Raw genomic sequence first — 18,613 nt, forward strand, 5'->3', positions numbered from 1 at the left:
CGAACGAAGGTGAAATGCTGCCCAGTGCCGTGATTGGGGCGCTACAGGCTCTGCAACGGGCTGCAATCCGGGCGCGGCAGGTGGCACAACAGGCCGGCACGGACCTGATTGTGGTGCGCTCGGGCCAAGTGGTGCGCGTGTCACCACAGCAGCAAACCACGCCATGAGTCAGCGAGAAGTCAACGTCATCAAATTCCGAGACGCTGTCACGGAAATCTGCGACCGTTTTCCGGAACTTCTGACAAAACAACACGCGTTGCGTGTTGAATCTGATGCGCTACCGATTCGTCACGCACTGCGTTACAAATTCGGGGCAGACGGTGCCCGGCATCCCGTTCGGCTGTATCCAGGCTTGTGGTGGACACATTGCCATGCCCGCAAGGCCAAAGGAAGGAAGTCATGAGTGAGCCTGTACCCCTGCTACCACCCGCCGGTGAGATTTTGCTTTTTCAAACCGAAAATGCACAAACTCGTGTGCAGGTGCGCCTGACCGATGGCGTGCTGTGGCTCACCCAACGGCAAATGGCCGAGCTGTACGAGAAAGACGTGCGCACAATCAATGAGCACTTGAAAAATGTGTATGCCGATGGCGAGTTGAACCCAGACGCAACTATCCGGAAATTCCGGATAGTTGCCCGGGAAGGCGCACGGGATATAGAAAGGCTGGTGGACCACTACAACCTGGATGCCGTGTTACAGGTGGGCTACCGCGTGCGCTCGCCCCGTGGCGCGCAGTTTCGCCAGTGGGCGACGGAAACGCTCAAGACCTACCTGGTCAAAGGTTTTGTACTGGATGACGACCGGTTCAAGCGCGGAGCGGATGCGGGCTACTTTGAAGATCTGCTGGCGCGCATTCGTGATATTCGCTCGTCAGAAAAAGTGTTCTGGCGCAAGGTGCTGGACATCTATGCCACCAGCGTGGACTACGACGCGCGAGCCGAAAGCTCGAAACAATTCTTCGCCACCATACAAAACAAGTTGCACTGGGCGACGCATGGGCATACGGCGGCCGAGCTGATTGCATTGCGCGCTGATGTCGGCCAGCCCCACATGGGCTTGATGACTTGGGCTGCCGCACCGCAAGGTGGCGCGCTGCGTAAGGCCGATGTGGTGGTGGCCAAGAACTATTTGAGCGAGGACGAGCTGGTGGTGCTCAACCGCATCGTCACCGCCTACCTGGAGTTTGCTGAACTGCAGGCGCTTGACCGCAAGCCTATGACGATGGCGCAGTGGATTGCCAAGCTGGATGGCTTTTTGCGCTTGTCCGGGCGTGAGATTTTGACCCATGCCGGGCGCATGACGGCCGAGGCAGCTCAGGGCAAGGCCGAAGCCGCGTTTGAGGTGTATCGCCAGCAGAAACTAGCCATGCCCAGCCGGGCCGATCAGGACTTTGAGGCGGAACTGGGCAAGCCGGTCAAGGCACTTGATATCCAGCGAAAGGCCCAGCCCGCAAGTAAAAACAAAAAGGGAAAACTGTGAGCCAACGCGAAGTCAACAATATCGCGGGCCGCCTGAGCCTGCGCCCGCCCCAAACAGAGTCGCTGGCCAAGCTGGCGAGGGCCATAGACGCATCGCCCGACATGCTGCGGCACGACCGTGACGCCGCCGACGTGGCGGCCATATTGGCCACGCTTAAAAACCAGTTCTCAACGCTGCAAGATTTTGAGCGTGATTTTCCGTCGCTGTGTTTTGCGCTGGCCACCGGTGTCGGCAAGACGCGGTTGATGGGCGCGTTCATCAGCTACCTGTTTCAGGCGCATGGCATCAAACACTTTTTTGTGCTGGCGCCCAACCTGACGATTTACGACAAGCTGATTGCCGACTTCACGCCCAATACGCCCAAGTACGTGTTCAAGGGCGTGGCTGAGTTTGCGTCTTATCCGCCCGAAATCATCACCGGCGACAACTACGAAGAGCGCGCCCAGGCGCTGGGCGATTTGTTGTCGCCGGTCAGCATCAATATCTTCAACATTGCCAAGATAGCTTCCGAGGTGCGGGGCGGCAAGGCGCCGCGCATCAAGCGCTTGAGCGAGTACATCGGCCAGAGTTATTTTGACTACTTGGCCGGTCTGCCCGACCTGGTGTTGTTGATGGACGAGTCACACCGCTACCGCGCAAGCGCCGGGGTGCGGGCCATCAACGAGTTGCGGCCTTTGATCGGGCTGGAACTGACGGCCACGCCTTTCGTTGAAACCACCAAGGGGCCGGTGCCCTTCAAAAACGTGGTGATGGACTACCCGCTGGCCCGCGCCATGGAAGACGGTTTTGTGAAAGAGCCCGCCGTGGTGACGCAGCGCAACTTTGATGCGAAGAGCATGCCACCTGAAGAGGTGGAGCGCGTCAAGCTGCAAGACGGCGTGCGCATACATGAGACGACCAAGGTGGAGCTGAAAACCTATGCCCGCACCAACAGTGTGAAGGAGGTCAAGCCCTTCATGCTGGTGATTGCGCGGGACACGACGCATGCAGGTGCTTTGCTGGCAATGTTGCAGTCTGACGCCTTCTTTGGCGGGCGCTATCGGCACAAGGTGATTCAGGTGGACAGCAGCAAGAGCGGCGCGGAAGAAGAAGAAATGATCCGCCGCCTGCTGGCGGTGGAGAGCGTGGACGAGCCGACCGAGATTGTGATTCACGTCAACATGCTCAAAGAGGGCTGGGATGTGACAAACCTCTACACCATCGTGCCGCTGCGCGCCGCCAATGCACGCACGCTGGTGGAGCAGTCGATTGGCAGGGGGTTGCGCCTGCCCTATGGCAAGCGCACGGGCGTCGCGGCGGTGGACCGGCTCAACATCATCGCGCACGACCGGTTTCAGGACATCATTGACGATGCGAATCGTGCCGATTCGCCGATCAAGCTCAAGACGCTGATTCTGGAAGCGCCCGATGCGGGCGATGAGGGCATGCAGAGCATGACGGTGGCCCCCAATCTGGCGGGTGCCCTGGGGCTGGGTCAGGGCGGGGATGCGCCTGAGCCTGCTGATGGAGCCGCCCAGGCTGTGGCCAGCGGCTTGCCGGTGGCAACGCCCGTGTTTACCACCGCGCAAGAGCGGCAGGCGGCGCATGTGGTCATGCAGGTTTTGGCTGAGTACGAGGTACGGACGACGGATGCCCCCACACGGCAAGCCTTTCTGGCCCTTGAGCTGCAGGCCCGCATTGCCGAGGCGGTGAAAGAAAGACTACCGCCTTTGCAGCTCAGTGTGCTGACGGGCACCGATGCGCCGCTGGAACTGGATTTGGCTGACGTAGTCCGCCGGACAGTGGAAGTCGTGGTCAAGCAAACCATTGATATACCGCGCATCGCCGTCGTGCCCAAGGGCGAGGTGACGAGCGGCTTCAAGCCCTTTACGCTGGATGTGGCGGGCCTGCACCTACAGCCCAAGGACCGTTCACTGGTGGGCCAGACCCTGCGCACGCACGAGCAGTTCACGCTGTCCGCGCAAAGCGGGCGCACCGAGCGACGCTTGGAAGACTACATCGTTCACGTTCTGATTGACTTTGACGACATCGACTACACCGTTCACGCGAGCCTGCTGTATGACCTGGCCGGGCAAATGGTGGCGTATCTGCGTAGCTACTTGATGAAGAAAGACGGGGATGAGGGTGAAGTGCGCAATGTGCTGGATCTGGACCGGCAACTGATCGCGAAGAACATCCATGCGCAGATGATGGATCACTTCTATGAGTCGGCCACCGAATACGCGGTCGAAGTGCGGCGCGGCTTCACCACGCTGAAAGAGCCCACTTACACCGTGGGTGCGGGCCAGCCGGTGCGCGACTACCGCCACACGGTGGACGAGCCCAGCCGCATCAAGCAAATGGTGTTTGGCTACTTCTCGCGCTGCCTGTACCCGCTGCAAAAATTCGACTCAGACACCGAGCGCCGTTTTGCGGTGATTCTGGAGCGCGATGCCGACAAGTGGTTCAAACCGGCCAAGGGGCAGTTCCAGGTGTTTTACAAGCTGGGCGTGGAACAACCCGAGTACATTCCCGACTTCGTGGCGGAAACCACCCACTACTTGCTGATGTGCGAAACCAAGGCTCGCAAAGAAATGGATGCGGACGATGTCAAGGCCAAAGCCGAGGCGGGTGCCTTGTGGTGCAGACACGCATCCGACCATGCCCGGACAACAGGTGCCAAGCCTTGGAAATACCTGTTGATTGCGCACGATGTGGTGACTGAAGACAAGAGGTTGGTGGACTTTTTATCGTTTGAGGGAACAAGTCGAGGGCGGGGTTGAGATGGTTTGCCCGGTCTGCACCAATGGGGATGCCAAGGTTGAGAGTCATCCGACGCGTGACGCATTTGTAGTCGATTGCCCCCAATGCGGTAATTTCACGATCAGTCGCAGCGCTGCTGTCAACCTGCGCAATGAAGATGACTCGAAGCGATGGAAAATTTCGGCCTGGATCAGTGAATTTCCACCGCCTATGGTCACATCAGCAGACATTGACATGGCGCTTGCCAGCGCGGTGCCTTCGTTGCAACATAGGGCGGATCGGATGCTGCGATGGATTGCGACTGCGTTTCCGCCGGGCACGCAGTTCTTATTGACCGATTTGGGGCGCTGGAAAGCATGGGAAAACGAGCCAGGGTCGAGTGTTACGATTTTTGGTGGATCGTTAACAGCTAGTCGTTTAACACCCATTGGCTGGAACCGAACGATCGACGAGATGGAGTTCATGGTGACCGACGTCCTGTGCAATGAAATGGGCTTGTTGGCCGGTCAAAAGAACTGGCCGTACCAAGTCAGTCCGAAAGGTCTCCTGTACCTTGAAGGGCGTCGAGAGTCTGTGTCATCAATCGGCTTTTGCGCGATGTGGTTTGACGCGGAGGTCTTGCCCCTTTGGTCCGAGGTGATTGAACCCGCCGTTCGCGCCGCAGGTTACGAGCCATTGCGCATCGACTCAAAGCAACACAACGGCAAGATTGACGATGAAATCATGGCGTCCATTCGTGCATCACGGTTTGTGGTGTCAGATTTCACAGGCAACCGTGGCGGCGTTTATTACGAAGCCGGCTTTGCGCACGGGCTTGGGTTGCCGGTGATCTTCATGTGCCGTGAAGGCGATGACCTTCACTTTGACATCAGGCAATACAACTGTATTTTCTGGAAGCTTGACGACCTTGAGGATGCGCGGGAACGATTGAAGAATCGATTATTGGCAACCTTGGGGCAAGGGCCAAAGCTTATTCAATAAACCTGGAAAGGCGGCTTAGTCAGCCACCGTCTTCAAGGCGACGTTAAGAGTGAAATTGGCTGTAGCCCCCGTATATACTTAGTTATTAGCTATCAATAAAGTAGTGCTTCTCAGGCCGCACCGGCCTTCTCCGCCACCTCAGCCCAGCAGCTCCACCAGCCTCGTGAAGGCGTGCCGCACGGTCGCCGCCCGCACGGCGGCGCGGTCGCCGTCAAAGTGGCGCTTTTCGGTGATGACCTGGCCCGGCACGGCGAAGCCGAACCAGACCGTGCCGACCGGTTTGGCCGGGCTGCCGCCGGTGGGGCCGGCCACGCCCGTCACGGCGACCGCCACTTGCGCGTGCGAGTGCGCCAAAGCCCCGCGCACCATGGCCCGCGCCACGGCTTCGCTGACAGCACCCTCGCTGAGCAGCAGTTGCGCCTGGACGTCCAGCAACTCGGTTTTGGCGTCGTTGGAGTAGGTGACAAAGCCGCGCTCGAACCAGTCGCTGGAGCCGGCCAGATCGGTGCAGGCGGCCGCAATCATGCCGCCGGTACAGCTTTCAGCCGTCACCAGCTTTAGTTTATTCTTTAGCATCAAATTGGCCACTAGCCCGCATAGGTGCTGCGTGGATAGCTCTGATTTTGATAGTTCTTGAGTCATTGGAAATAACGCCAGCCAGCGATCACCAGCAGGGCGCAGGCCGCCGCCACCAGGTCATCGAGCATGATGCCGAAACCGGCCTTGCGCCAGGCTGCGGGGTCGGTGGCGGTGTTGACGCCATGAAACAGTTGGTCGGCCCAGCGGACCGGGCCGGGCTTGGCGGCATCAAAGAAGCGGAACAGGCCGAAGGCCACCAGCTGGCCCCAAAATCCGGTCGGGGTGACCAGCCACAGCACCAGCCAGAAGGCCGCAATCTCGTCCCACACAATGCTGCTGGGGTCGAGCACCCGCATGTGTTTCGCCGTGACGCTGCAGGCCCACCAACCCAGCGGCAGTGACAGGGCAATCAGCAGCGCCCAGCGCGCATCATTCATCCCGGGTTGCAGCAGCACAAACGTCAGCCAGGCCCACAAGGTGCCGGCGGTGCCGGGCGCCAGCGGGCTCAGGCCGGACCCAAAGCCCAGCGCCATCAAGTGCGCCGGATGCGCGTACAGGAAGCGGGCGCTGGGGCGCACCGGCTCCGGCGTGACCGGAGGTGCGGCTATTGGTGGGCCAAAGGAAGGTTCGTCTACAGGCATGGCGCGATTATCAGTGCGCGGCGCCGGGTGGCGTTGGCGGCGCTGGCGCGCCTGGAGATCTAAAGCAGACGCCCCCAGATTTGCGCCAGCCACTCCTTGATCCGGAACTGCAGCGGGCGACGTTGCCAGCCTTGCAGATCGATCGCTTGGGACGCTCGCAGGTCGCTGGCAAACATGGCTTCCATTTTCTGGGCAAATTCTTGCCCCAGCACCACGGCGTCGATCTCGTCGTTGTCCAGGAAGCTGCGCCAGTCCAGGTTGCTGGAGCCCACCGTCGACCAGACGCCGTCGATAACGGCGGTTTTGGCATGTAACAGCCCGCCGACGCGCTCGTACAGCTTGACGCCACCCTGGAGCAGCTCGGTGTAATGAGCCCGTCCGGCATGAAAGACGAGCCCGGAGTCCGAGTGGCTCGGCAGGATCAGCTTGACATCGACGCCGCGGCCGGCGGCAGCCACCAAAGCCTGCAGCAGTTGCGGGTCGGGCACGAAGTAGGCCTGGGTCAGGTGCACCTGTTTTTCCGCATTGCCAATTGCCGACATCAGCGTCAGGTACATCAGGCTGAACGGATCGTCGGGCGTGCTGCCAATGGTGCGCACGATGTCTTTACCCTGCACCTCGAGCGCCGGAAAATAGTTCTTGGGCGCCAGCGGACGTCCGCGCTGTTTTTCCCAGGTCTGCAGGAACAATTTCTGAAATTCGCTGACCACCGGACCTTCAATCTGCAGGTCGGTATCGCGCCATTCGTCCGTGTTGGCGGCTGCCTTGTGGGAGCGACTTGGGATGGACCCGGAGCCATAGACGCTGCTGATGTTGATGCCGCCGATGAAGGCGATGCGACCGTCCACCAGCAGCAGCTTGCGATGGTCGCGGTGATTGATCATCCACGGCCCCTTGGCCATCAAAGGGTTGATCGGGTTGAACTCGAGCACCTCAATGCCGCCTTGCTTCAAGCGCTCAAAAAAGGGCTTGGGCGTATTGAGGGCGCCCACGCTGTCATAGATGACGTTGACCTGAACACCACGCGCCTGCTGCGCCAACAGCAGGTCAGAGAACTGGCGCCCGACCTCGTCGTCTTCGATGATGTAGGACTCCAGGTTGACATGGTCGCGCGCGCGCAAGATGGCGGCGAACATCGCCGGATAAGTCGCGGCCCCGTCCTGCAGCAGGGTGACCTTGTTGCCGAGGATCAGCGGGCTGTCATTGACGGCCTGCTCCAGCGCGATCTGCTTGTCCAGGATATCGATGTTGCCCGATTGGCGTTTGAGCTGCGCCAGGATGGCGGCGCTTTGCCGTGCCGGGAGCGCACCGCGGGCCGTCTCAAACCGGGCGGCTTGCCCCGCGTGCCGCTGGATCAGCTCGTCGGTGTCCGGCAGTGTGGCGCAAGCGGCAAACGCGAGCGCAGCAACTGCCGTCGCCGCGCTGCGAAGGAGGGTGTGCAGGGTCATTTCTTTTGACTCCTTGGGTGCGGTAGCGCCCGCGCATCGCGCACCAGTTGCCCGCAATCGCTGTCCTGTCCCGGACCGGCATCGATCAAGGGCAACAGCGTCAGGAATGGATTGACGGCGCCCAGTGCCAGCGCACCCAAGGCGCGCACCGCGACGCGCGTCTTGTCGACGCCCAGCTCGGGTTTGGCAAAACTGCCGCGCACATAGATCGGGCTGCGCAAGGCCAGGGGACTGGTGGCCTTGGTTTTCTGGTTGAACGTCAGGTCCAGCCGCTCCTGCGCTAGGTCGACGTTGCCGCTGCCAATCAGGGTGGTGACCTGGGTGTCCAGCACCAGTGCGTCGGTTTGCATTTTGCCGTTCTTGACCTCAAAGTCGGCCACCGCGCAACGCAACTTGATGAGCCGGTCGCCGCTCAGGCTCAGTTGCAGTATTTCCCACAAATGCAGACCGGCTTTTTCCATCATCAACTTGCTGATCTCGCCGCCGGAGACGACCAGTCCGACCTTGCCATTGGAACTTGCCAGCATCCGACCCACCGAGTTGCCTTGCCCGGCCAGGTCGAACTCGCCGTTGATTTGGCCGATGCTGGCCTGGTTCAGCTCAACGGTCGGAAACAGCTTGGCCAGCAATATCTTTCGGGCCCGCACCTTGGCGTGCGCCGCGATCGGATCGGTGCGCCCATCGAGTGTGACCACGCTGTTGAGCTGGCCACCGGCCAGACCAAAATTGAGCGGATCGAGCGTCAACAGGCCATCCTTCAGGCTCAAATGGGCCATCAGATCTTCCAGTGGCAGCTCCTTCTCGCGCTTGAGGGCCTTGGCCCGCAAGCCCACCTCGGCGTCCACGCTGCGCCAGCGCTCGGTGTTGAACGACTGGTCAGGCAGCACACGGGCTCGCGCAGGCGTGACTGCGGCGGTCTGAGGCGGTTCGGTGGGCAATTGCCGGGCCGCCTGTTTGGCGGCCTGCACGCTGCCGGGGCGCGAGCCGATCAGCGGCCCCAGGTCCGCCAGATCAAGCACACTGGAGGTCAGCTCTGCCGTCAACGCCGGGCGCTGGCCACCGGTTTTGACCTGGAGCGAGCCGGCAATGTCACTGGTGCCAATGCGGCCCGAGAACTTCTCGTAGCGCCAGCTGTTGCCGTTGTGCAGCAGGTGGCCGGCTGTCACGTAGCTGCGGGTGGCCGGGAAGGTGATGCCCAGCAAGGGATAGAGCTGCGCCAGGTTGTCGCCGCTGAGCGCCAGCGTCAGGTCCACCGCGGTAAATTTGAGCAGGCTGGTGATGCTGCCCTCCGCGCGCACGCGGGTGTGACCCACGCTGGCGTCAATGGTTAGCGGGTAGGGTGTGCTCTCGTCGCGCAAGGCCAGCACCGGCCCGCCGCTGCCCTGCGCCGTGAGCGCCTGGCCCTTGTAGCGCCCGTGGGCGTTGAACGCCAGGCCGGTGTCGGCCGTGCTTCCTGCCGGCGGCGTCAAGCTGGCGAGCTCTGCCCGAATACTGGTTTTTTGGACCGCATCGTCATAGCCGAGCGTGCCCTGATCAAGCGTCAGGCGGTCGATCTGGACGCGTGCGCCCGGGTCCTGTTGCTGCTGGTCCAGCAGCCAGCTCTTGCGCCCCTCGGTGCCCTGCTCCAGAAACACCACCGGTCGCTCCAGCCGCAGTTCGGGGAACACGAGCTTGCGTCCCAACAGCTGAGACAGGTCGAGCGTGATCTCCACCGCGTCGGCGGCGAGCATTTGCTTTTCCTGGGTCCAGAGCGGATTGGCAAACGTCACCGCGTTGGCCCGCAGGCGCGGCCGGGGCCAGCCCAGGGTCACGCGCATGTCACCGTTGATGGCCAGCACCCGACCGGTCTTTTCCAACGCCATGCGTTCAATCGGCGCGCGCAGCCAGTTCCAGCCGAAAATTGCGATGAATAGAAGCGCCAGCACGACGGGCGCGATGACAGCGCCAGCAATCCATTTGAGCGAACGAGGCAGTGTCATGGCGTGGCGGGTGGGCGATAGGGGCGTGTTATTTCAAGGCCAGCGGACGAAAAATATCCACTGAGCTTGAGAATTATCCGCTCCCGAGCCAGCGCGTAGCGTGCGCGAGCGCACCTACAGAGCGGGTTTTTTCGTCAATCTTGCGGCGACCCGAATCTTGTCGGACCAACGGTAGCGGCAGTGCCGCCCTTGCGGGCACGGCTTGCGGGGCGGACCTGCAAATGGCAGGCGGAGTCCGCCCCGGCCCTCTTTACTGAGCTGGCACGATCACGACGGTGCCAGCGGGCACGCTGCCTGTGGCACCGGTCCGGCCAGTGGCTCCGGTGCTGCCTGTGCTGCCTGTGCTGCCGGTAGCGCCCGTGTAGCCAGTCGCGCCGGTATCGCCAGTCGCGCCAGCGCCGCCGGTTGCGCCGGTATAGCCCGTGGCGCCAGTTGCACCCGTGCCGCCGGTGCGACCCGTGGCGCCCGTGTAGCCAGTCGCGCCGGTGTCACCCGTTGCGCCCTGGGGGCCGGCCGGACCCGCGGGAAGCGAAAAACAGCCAGCCAATGCCAACGATGCCGCCGTGGCGAGCAATAGATTCGAGTACTTCATGATGATTCCTTTGATTTGGACCAGGACAACTGCACACGTTTTCGTGATTGGCGACCCAGCCTGATCGGTTTCTGAAAAAATTAACGCTGGCAGATCAGGCCATCGCTAGTGCAGCGTCGCATTCGCAGCCGCTTGGTAGGCCCAGCCCTTGGCTTGAACCCCGACCGTCGCGTGACGACTGGTGGCAAGAGTAAGCAAAGCGCCATATTCATTCCGTGCGCTAACGCACATGACAAAAAATATTTTTGCCCTGGGCCTTATGTGAACCAGCGCACGGATCGTGCAGGCACAAGCTGTCACCATCACACGGTTAATGAGCGAAGGAAACAAAGGAAAAATCATGAAACCAAGCAATAAAGTCCGGCATCTCGTGCTGTCCGTGTTGGTGGCGGCCAGTGCCGTTGCTGTGCCTGCGTTGGCGCAAGTCAGCGTCAACATCAACCTCGGGCCGCCGGCTCCGCTGTATGAAGTCAGGCCTGTCATCGCGCCGGGCTACGCCTGGGCGCCGGGCTACTGGACCTTGCTGGGGGAGCGGCACGTCTGGGTGCGCGGACGCACCATCGTTCAGCGCGACGGCTATCGCTGGGCACCGGACCATTGGGAGCAGCGCAACAATATCTATGTGCGCCAACCCGGCTATTGGCAGCGCGACGACAACTACAAAAGCATCAAGATTGAAAAACAGAAGAAACCCAAGCACTGGGATAAGGGCCAGGGCCAGGGCGGCAAGCACGGCAACAAGGGCAAGCGCAACGATTGATACCGTCAAGCGTTTCGAAATGGGCGCTTGCGCTGCTCTGGCGTTGCGATAACACCAGAACGGCTCGTCAATTTAGCTGTTCCGGGCTGCAAGCCCGGCGGCTAATGCGCGACGCGAAAGCGCGTGCCGCGGAAGCTGAACACCGAGCTGCGCGCCTGAATTTCCTCCAGTTTCACCTCGGGCGCCGCCAGAGCGCCTTGGGCCAGCACCAGGTTGTTGACCAGGAGCAGCCGCTGTGCCGGGTTCTCTGAGTACACGGCGCCGGTGATGGTCAACGCGGGGACTTGGCGCCGCAGGTCTTCGGGCAGATCACTGAGCAGCGGCACCGCCGTCAAGGCGGCGGTGGCCGGCGCAGCGGCCGGCGTGACGGGCTCAGGTTTGACCTCGGCCTTGGGCGGCGCTGGTGCGGCAACGGCAGGCGCGGCACGCGTCGGCTCTGGTCTTGGTTTGACGGTGGCGGGCATGACGGGCATGACGGGCAAGGCGGCCACCTGAGTGGGTGGCGCCGCCACGGTCGGCCGCGGTGCCGCTGTGGCTGCCGGTGTTGCTGTCGGTGCGGGTGTTGACTCTGGCGCCACGGCCGCGACCGGCGGCGGTGCGTTCACCGGGGGCTGAACGACGACCGGTTTCAGGACCACCGGGCGCGGGGTGTCGGCCGGTGTTTGCCAGAGCCACAGGCCAACACCGATGCCGCCCAGCGCCACGGCAGCGGCGACGGCCAGCCAGAGCGAGTTGCGCGCACCAGGCACGGTTGGGCCGGTCGGGGTTGCCAGTTGGCGCGTGTGCAAGCCGGGCACGTTGCCGCGTTCGCGTTCGGTATCGGCCCGCTTGAGGGCGTCGAGGATATAGGACATGGTTTTATAGCTGGTCGGTTTGCAGGCTTGGCGCTTGCCCGCCAATGGCGCGCTCAAGCTGCATGAAGGTCATGGGGCCGGGCTGGCCATCGGGCTTGAGGCCCTGGGCGCGCTGAAAGGCCCGCACCCGGGCCCGCAAGGCGGGGTCCAGTTGTTGTGGAACGGCACCAGCGACCGGTGCCGGTGCACCATCAATCTGAGCCAGTTGGGTCGTCAGCCGGTCGATGACCGGGCCGCTGCTGCCATCGGGCAGATCGGCGCTGTAACCCGGCGGCGCGCGCCAATAGGTGGCGAAGTCGCCGCGCCAGAGTCGACCCAGCGCAACCAGTCTGACGCGGTGCAAGGTGGACCCCAGCTGCAGCGTGGCGGTCTGCTCGCTCAGGCCCACCAGCAGGGCGTACACCGGTGCGCTGTTATCGGCCTGCAGTGTCAGGATGCCGGGGCGCCCCAACTGGCGCAGCAGCGGCAGGCTGAGCTGGTTGGTGCGGTAGCACTGGAGCTCTTGCGCGGCGGCCGCCAGGCAAGGATCGCCGTCGCCAGCGCCGGCTTGGGCGGGCAGTTTCCAGCGGCTGGCCAGCGCACGCCACGCTGTGTTGATGTCGCGCGGCAGTTGTTCCAGCAGGGTGTCGATCTCTTCGGGCCTGCCTGGCAGCAGCGCTGCCGCCGTGAGCGGTGCCGGCGCGGCAACGGGTGCGGCAACGGGTGCAGCTGACACGCGGGCCGGGGCTGGCGGCTGCGTCGCTTGCTGAGGTCGCCACAGCAGCCAGCCGGCCAGTGCGACACCGACCGCCAGGCCCAGGCCGCCCAGAGCGTAGGCGGTGCGCTGCGGGCTGCGCCCGGGCGAGGTGTGAGTGCTGTCGGGCCCGAATACCTCGGCCGCCGCTTTGTCCACCACGCGCCGGTCCACGCGCTGCAGGCCACTGGCCCAGGCCCCCAGCAGGGCGCGTCCGCACAGCAGGTTGATGCGCCGTGGCACGCCCTGCGCGAGGTGGTGGATGCGCTGCAGGGACGGCCGGTCAAACGGCAGCGCGCCGGTGTGCCCGGCCACCGCCAGACGATGCCCGATGTACTGGCTGCTCTCGGCAGCGGTCAGGGCGTCCAGGTGAAAACGCGCAATCACGCGCTGGGCGAGTTGTTCGAGTTCCGGGCGCGCCAGCATGGTGCGCAATTCGGGCTGGCCAATGAGCACGATCTGCAGCAGCTTGCGCTCATTGGTCTCCAGGTTGGTCAGCAGGCGCAACTGCTCCAGCACCTCGGCTTCCAGGTTCTGCGCCTCGTCGATGATGAGCACGCTGCTTTGTCCGGCGGCATGACGCCGGAGCAAAAAGGCATTGAGCGCGTCGGTGTAGTCCTTGCCTGTGGCTGCGCGCAGGGCGGCTGGCGCCACTGTGATGTGGAACTCCTCGCAGATCGACTGCAGCAGCTCGGTCACGCTGAGTTTGGGGTTGAAGATGTAGGCCACCTGGCAGCCGGTGGGAATCTGCTCCAGGAAGCAGCGGCAAATTGTGGTTTTGCCGGTGCCGATGTCGCCGGTGAGCAGCACAAAGCCACCACCGGTGCCGCTGCTGCCGCCTGCCGCGCCGCCCGAGCCGACCACGCCGTACAGCAGGTGCGCCAGCGCCTCCCGGTGGCGCTCGCTCATGAACAGGTAGCGCGGGTCGGGCGCGATGGAAAAAGGGTCTTGCGTCAAGCCGAAGTGTTGCGAGTACATAAGGGCGAAGGATAACCCTGAGTCGCAGCGGGGTCTGGCGCATGCCCGCCCAACGGCCTCGGGTTCTACAATCCGCCCTTCGCCCTGTTGTCCATTGGAATTTTTAAAGACCTGTTATGAGCGCCTTTTTGGAAGAAACCGTTTTAAGTGTTCACCACTGGACTGACCGTCTGTTCAGCTTTACCACCACGCGGGATCCGACCCTGCGCTTTTCCAATGGCCATTTCACGATGATTGGCCTGCGCCTTGAAACCGGCAAGCCGCTCTTACGCGCCTACAGCATCGTCAGCGCCAACTACGAGGACCATCTGGAGTTCCTGAGCATCAAGGTGCAGGACGGTCCCCTGACCTCACGCCTGCAGCACATCAAGGTCGGCGACAAGATTGTGGTCGGGCGCAAGCCCACCGGCACCTTGCTGATTGACTATTTGCTGTCCGGTAAAAATCTGTACCTGATTGGCACCGGTACTGGCCTGGCGCCGTTTTTGAGCATCGTGCGCGACCCCGAAACCTACGAGCGCTTCGAGAAAGTCATTCTGGTGCACGGCGTGCGCGAGGTGGCCGAACTGGCCTACCACGACTACCTGACGTATGAGCTGCCCGAGCACGAGTTCCTGGGCGACATGGTGACGCAGCAGCTGCTGTACTACCCGACCGTGACGCGTGAAGCCTTTGTTCACCAGGGTCGCGTCACCACGCTGCTGGAAAGCGGCCAATTGCAGACCGATCTGGGCTTGTCCAAATTTGACCCGGCGCATGACCGTGTCATGCTTTGCGGCAGCCCCGACATGCTGCGCGACCTGAAACACCTGCTGGAAAAGCGCGACTTCATGGAAGGCAACACCACCAAGCAAGGTGACTTCGTGATTGAGCGCGCTTTTGTCGAGCAGTAAGCTCAAACGCCCCGCAGCGCACACCTCATTGAGCGCCGACCCCCTTGTCCCTTGTGCCGCCACCTGCTGAGGACGCTTCGATAGCCGCCATGCTGCTGGCCGCCGGCCGCGGCGAGCGCATGCGGCCCCTGACCGACACCACGCCGAAACCTCTGCTGCCGGTGCGCGGCAAGCCGCTGATGCAGTGGCAGTTGGAGGCGCTGGCGCGCGCGGGTGTGGGCCGGGTGGTGGTCAACACGGCTTGGCTGGGGCCGCAGATTGCCGCACGATTTAATGGTGTTTTCAGGCTCCAGCCCCCGTCAAATAAGCGTGAGCAGCTATCAATTCAGGATAGTCTGCAGATTCACTATTCCCATGAGGGCCAGGATTTTGGCGCCGCACTGGAAACCGCCGGGGGCATTGCCCGCGCCTTGCCTTTGCTGTGCCCGCCCACCGGCGCCGGGGCCAGCGCCGAGGTGTTCTGGGTGCTCGCCGGTGACGTGTATATGCCTGACTTTGTCTTCAGCCCGGCGGCGGTGGCGCGCTTTCTGGCCAGTGACAAGCTGGCGCACCTGTGGCTGGTGCCCAACCCGGCGCACAACCTGCGCGGCGACTTTGGACTGGATGTGTCTGCCGGCATCGGGCTGGCGCTCAATCTGCCCGCCGCTGACCCACGCCCGCGTTACACCTATTCCACCATCGGACTGTATCGCCGCGCCTTGTTTGAACCACCCTGGTGTGACATCGCCACCGGCAATCCGCTGGGCATCAAAGCCCCTTTGGCGCCGCTGTTGCGCGCTGCCATGGACAATGGGCGGGTGTCTGCTGAACTGTATGCGGGTGCCTGGACCGACGTCGGCACACCCGAGCGGCTGCAAGACTTGAACTTGAATCCGCCCTCTGCCCAACCTTGACGCTTTTTGGAGCCCACCCATGACCGCAACACCTCTGGCGAAAACTGCCGACACGGGCTACGCCCAGCGTCGCGCGCAAGTGGCCAAACTCATCGGCCCGCACGGCATCGCCATCATCCCGACCGCGCCCGAGCAGCAGCGCAACCGCGACAGCGATTTTTTGTTCCGCCCCGACAGTTACTTTTACTACCTGACCGGTTTCACCGAACCCAAAGCCTGGCTGGTCATCACTGGCGACGGCAAGACGAGCTTGTTTTGCCAGGCCAAAGACCAGGAGCGCGAAATCTGGGACGGTTACCGGCTTGGGCCGCAGGCCGCACCGGCAGCGCTCGGGGTGGACGCGGCATTTGCCGTGGCGGAGCTGGACGCCCAATTGCCCGGCCTGCTCGATGGCCGTGATGCCGTTTGGTACCCGTTTGCCACCCACAAGGGGCTGGAAACGCGCATTGACGGCTGGTTGGGCAGCGTGCGGGCCCGCGTGCGTTACGGCACGCTGTGCCCCGAGCAGCAGCGTGACCTGTGCGGTCTGCTCGATGAAATGCGCCTGGTGAAAGACGCGCACGAGCAAGCCACCATGCGCCGCGCCGGCCAAATCAGCGCGGGCGCCCACATTCGCGCCATGCAGCTCAGTGCCCGCATGCTACGCGCGGGCCAGGAGGTGCGCGAGTACCACCTGGACGCCGAGCTGCTGCACGAGTTTCGCCGCCATGGCTCGCAGTCCCCGGCGTACGGCTCCATCGTGGCCGCCGGTGCCAATGCCTGTGTATTGCACTACCGCGCCGACGCGGGACAAGTGCGAGCTGGTGAATTGGTGCTGATCGATGCCGCCTGCGAGCTCGACGGCTACGCCAGTGACATCACCCGCACCTTCCCGGCCAACGGCAGGTTCAGCGGGCCGCAGCGCGCGCTGTATGAACTGGTGCTGGCGGCGCAAGAGGCAGCCGTTGCCGCCGCCCGCGCCGGTGCCCGCTTCACCGATCCGCATGAGGCCAGCGTCAAGGTGCTCGCGCAGGGCATGCTCGACCTGGGGCTGCTCGAGCGCAACAAGGTCGGCAGCTTGGAGGATGTGATCGAGAAGCGTGCCTACTTTCAGTTCTATATGCACCGCACCGGGCACTGGATCGGCATGGACGTGCACGATTGCGGCGCCTATACCGAGCCCTCGGAAATTGGCCAGGTCAGCACGCGCAAGGACGCACTCACCGGTGACCTCATCAAGGACCGGCCAGCCCGTATCCTGCAGCCCGGCATGGTGCTGACGATCGAACCCGGCATTTATGTGCGCCCGGCAGCGGGTGTGCCCGCGCAGTTTCACAACATCGGCATCCGCATTGAAGACGACGCCATCGTCACCGCCAGCGGCTGCGAGCTGATCACCCGCGGTGTGCCGGTGCTAGCCGATGACATTGAGGCGCTGATGCGGAGCTGACGCGGGTGACTGGCGGGCACCTGGGCAGGGTGTAAAGTGACCCCCTGCGGACTGACCGGCATCAACCCGACGACTGGGCTGTTCAGTGCGTTCCTCCTGCCAAGAAACGTTCAATATTTTTCATGATGGCCAGCGCCGTGCCTTCGGATCGCCAACGTCAAATACGTTCGCTGTTTGACCAGTACATCGAGATGTACGCCTCGCGTGATGAGCGCCTGACGGCGCGATTCAGTGAGAACTTCAGCGGCTATACCGGGGGCGGGAATTTTCTGGTGAAGGACCGGGACGCCTGGGCCAAGATCACCCGACAGGATTTTGCCCAGGTGCAGGGTCGTATTGGCATTGAGATGCTGGATTTCTCCATGCAGGATCTCAGCGCTGACGTGGTGGTCGCGACTGCCTTCTTCCACATTCATCTGCCCTTGCCTGACCACATTCTGTCGCGGGAAACGGCGCGATTGGTCTTGATTTTCCGTCTTGAAGGCGCAGACTGGAAGATCGTGCACAGCGGTATCTCCATTCCCTACCATCTGGTGCAGGAGGGCGAGGTCTATCCACTCAAGGGCTTGCGCGAGCGAAACAGCGCCCTTGAGGCCTTGGTTGAAGCGCGAACCCTGGCGCTGCATGAAAGTGAGGCCCGATATCGCCTGCTGACAGAAGATGCCTTGGACGTGATCTGGAAGACCGATCGCCATCTTCGAATCACCTACATCAGCCCGGCAGACGAAAGGCTGCGCGGCTACAAGGCCGAAGAGTTGATGGGTCACCATGTCTTTGAATTGTTTTCCGACGAGGGGGCTGCCGCCGTCAAGAAAATAATGCAGCAGAGCCAGGCCTCCGAACATCTGGGGACCCAGGTTGGATTTTTGACCTTTGAAGTGCAACACCGCTGCCGCGATGGCCGCTTGTTGTGGGGCGAGGTTCGATCTCGGCCCGAGCGCGACGCGCAGGGCGCCATTACCGGCTATCACGGCATCACGCGGGAAATTACCGAACGCAAGCAATTGGAAGATCAGGTGCGACAACTCGCGTTTTATGACCCGCTGACCAGGCTGCCCAACCGACGCCTGCTCAACGATCGTCTCAGTCAAGCGCTGGCAGCCAGCAAGCGCAGCGCTTGTTATGCAGCCTTGATGTTTCTTGATCTTGATAATTTCAAATCACTCAATGACGCCCATGGTCATGGGGTCGGTGATCTGCTGTTGATGGAAGTGGCAAATCGCCTGAGAAACTGCGTGCGCGGGGTGGACACGGTGGCTCGTTTTGGGGGCGATGAGTTTGTGGTGATGCTCGGCGAGCTGGACCCCAACAAAGCGCAATCATTTGAACTGGCCCGCACCGTGGCAGAAAAAATCCACACCAGTTTGTCTGAACCCTATCTGTTGGCCGCCAGGCCGGAAGACATGGCAGATCCCACGGTGGCGCACCGCTGCTCCGCCAGCATCGGGGCTGTGGTTTTTAGTGGCAACGAAGCCAGTCAAAACGATGTTCTCAGGTGGGCGGATGCTGCCATGTACCAGGCCAAAAACGCCGGACGCAATTCGATCCGGTTTTATGATTTAGAAGCTAGACTTGCACAATGAAAACGTTTTTTTGCTTAATCCTGGCCTGCGTTTTTGCCACCGCCAACAT

General features: G+C 62.3%; 17 protein-coding genes. 10 read left to right on the top strand and 7 right to left on the bottom strand.

What is annotated here, in order from left to right; all coding sequences use genetic code 11:
- The first annotated feature begins 14 nt into the window (after window positions 1-14).
- From WA157_RS17130 to WA157_RS17150, 5 genes are read left to right on the top strand one after another with little or no spacing between them, the layout of a single operon-like run.
- Complete coding sequence (locus WA157_RS17130) at window positions 15-167, top strand: hypothetical protein (protein ID WP_422622114.1); 153 nt, start codon at window positions 15-17, stop codon at window positions 165-167.
- Window positions 164-403, top strand: coding sequence for a hypothetical protein (locus tag WA157_RS17135; RefSeq protein WP_422622115.1), 240 nt, complete (start codon window positions 164-166; stop codon window positions 401-403). The genes WA157_RS17130 and WA157_RS17135 overlap by 4 nt, the downstream gene beginning before the upstream one ends.
- Window positions 400-1,479 (top strand): virulence RhuM family protein, encoded by a 1,080-nt coding sequence (locus WA157_RS17140; protein ID WP_422622116.1) that lies wholly within the window; start codon window positions 400-402, stop codon window positions 1,477-1,479. The genes WA157_RS17135 and WA157_RS17140 overlap by 4 nt, the downstream gene beginning before the upstream one ends.
- On the top strand, window positions 1,476-4,241 hold the full coding sequence (locus WA157_RS17145) for a DEAD/DEAH box helicase family protein (RefSeq protein WP_422622117.1): 2,766 nt from the start codon (window positions 1,476-1,478) through the stop codon (window positions 4,239-4,241). The genes WA157_RS17140 and WA157_RS17145 overlap by 4 nt, the downstream gene beginning before the upstream one ends.
- Window positions 4,213-5,202 carry a hypothetical protein gene (locus WA157_RS17150; protein WP_422622118.1) on the top strand — a complete coding sequence of 330 codons (990 nt, stop codon included), beginning with the start codon at window positions 4,213-4,215 and terminating at the stop codon, window positions 5,200-5,202. The genes WA157_RS17145 and WA157_RS17150 overlap by 29 nt, the downstream gene beginning before the upstream one ends.
- A 138-nt stretch (window positions 5,203-5,340) precedes the next feature.
- Here the strand turns inward: WA157_RS17150 and WA157_RS17155 are convergent, their stop codons facing one another.
- The 5 genes from WA157_RS17155 to WA157_RS17175 form a co-directional block, all read right to left on the bottom strand.
- Window positions 5,341-5,844 carry a CinA family protein gene (locus WA157_RS17155; RefSeq protein WP_422622119.1) on the bottom strand — a complete coding sequence of 168 codons (504 nt, stop codon included), beginning with the start codon at window positions 5,842-5,844 and terminating at the stop codon, window positions 5,341-5,343.
- Window positions 5,841-6,422 (bottom strand): phosphatidylglycerophosphatase A, encoded by a 582-nt coding sequence (locus WA157_RS17160; protein WP_422622120.1) that lies wholly within the window; start codon window positions 6,420-6,422, stop codon window positions 5,841-5,843. Before WA157_RS17160 ends, WA157_RS17155 begins: the two co-directional genes overlap by 4 nt.
- Window positions 6,423-6,481: 59 nt before the next feature.
- Entirely contained in the window at window positions 6,482-7,870 is a 1,389-nt protein-coding gene (gene cls, locus WA157_RS17165; protein ID WP_422622121.1) for a cardiolipin synthase, read from the bottom strand.
- Window positions 7,867-9,849, bottom strand: coding sequence for an AsmA family protein (locus WA157_RS17170; RefSeq protein WP_422622122.1), 1,983 nt, complete (start codon window positions 9,847-9,849; stop codon window positions 7,867-7,869). The genes cls and WA157_RS17170 overlap by 4 nt, the downstream gene beginning before the upstream one ends.
- A gap of 250 nt (window positions 9,850-10,099) precedes the next feature.
- Window positions 10,100-10,441: a collagen-like protein gene (locus WA157_RS17175; RefSeq protein ID WP_422622123.1), complete on the bottom strand. Its 342-nt coding sequence runs from the start codon at window positions 10,439-10,441 to the stop codon at window positions 10,100-10,102.
- Between the two features lie 340 nt (window positions 10,442-10,781).
- Here WA157_RS17175 and WA157_RS17180 point away from each other — a divergent pair, with 340 nt between their 5' ends.
- Window positions 10,782-11,201, top strand: coding sequence for a hypothetical protein (locus WA157_RS17180; RefSeq protein ID WP_422622124.1), 420 nt, complete (start codon window positions 10,782-10,784; stop codon window positions 11,199-11,201).
- Window positions 11,202-11,302: 101 nt separating this feature from the next.
- On the opposite strand, the gene WA157_RS17185 is transcribed toward WA157_RS17180, so the two are convergent.
- Both WA157_RS17185 and WA157_RS17190 read right to left on the bottom strand, forming a co-directional pair.
- Window positions 11,303-12,055, bottom strand: a complete 753-nt coding sequence (locus tag WA157_RS17185; protein WP_422622125.1) for a general secretion pathway protein GspB — start codon at window positions 12,053-12,055, stop codon at window positions 11,303-11,305.
- 4 nt (window positions 12,056-12,059) lie between these two features.
- Window positions 12,060-13,766, bottom strand: coding sequence for an AAA family ATPase (locus tag WA157_RS17190; protein WP_422622126.1), 1,707 nt, complete (start codon window positions 13,764-13,766; stop codon window positions 12,060-12,062).
- Between the two features lie 116 nt (window positions 13,767-13,882).
- On the opposite strand from WA157_RS17190, the gene WA157_RS17195 reads away from it, so the two are divergent.
- The 4 genes from WA157_RS17195 (at window position 13,883) to WA157_RS17210 (ending at window position 18,564) form a co-directional block, all read left to right on the top strand.
- A complete protein-coding gene (locus WA157_RS17195; protein WP_011462418.1) occupies window positions 13,883-14,659 on the top strand; it encodes a ferredoxin--NADP reductase in 777 nt (258 codons plus the stop codon).
- A gap of 89 nt (window positions 14,660-14,748) precedes the next feature.
- Complete coding sequence (locus WA157_RS17200; RefSeq protein WP_422622129.1) at window positions 14,749-15,552, top strand: nucleotidyltransferase family protein; 804 nt, start codon at window positions 14,749-14,751, stop codon at window positions 15,550-15,552.
- 19 nt (window positions 15,553-15,571) lie between these two features.
- Window positions 15,572-16,981: an aminopeptidase P N-terminal domain-containing protein gene (locus WA157_RS17205; RefSeq protein ID WP_422622127.1), complete on the top strand. Its 1,410-nt coding sequence runs from the start codon at window positions 15,572-15,574 to the stop codon at window positions 16,979-16,981.
- A gap of 122 nt (window positions 16,982-17,103) precedes the next feature.
- A complete protein-coding gene (locus WA157_RS17210; RefSeq protein ID WP_422622128.1) occupies window positions 17,104-18,564 on the top strand; it encodes a diguanylate cyclase domain-containing protein in 1,461 nt (486 codons plus the stop codon).
- Window positions 18,565-18,613: the final 49 nt, after the last annotated feature.

Origin of the sequence: Rhodoferax ferrireducens (assembly GCF_049302455.1) — a bacterium.
GTDB lineage: Bacteria > Pseudomonadota > Gammaproteobacteria > Burkholderiales > Burkholderiaceae_C > Rhodoferax > Rhodoferax ferrireducens_B.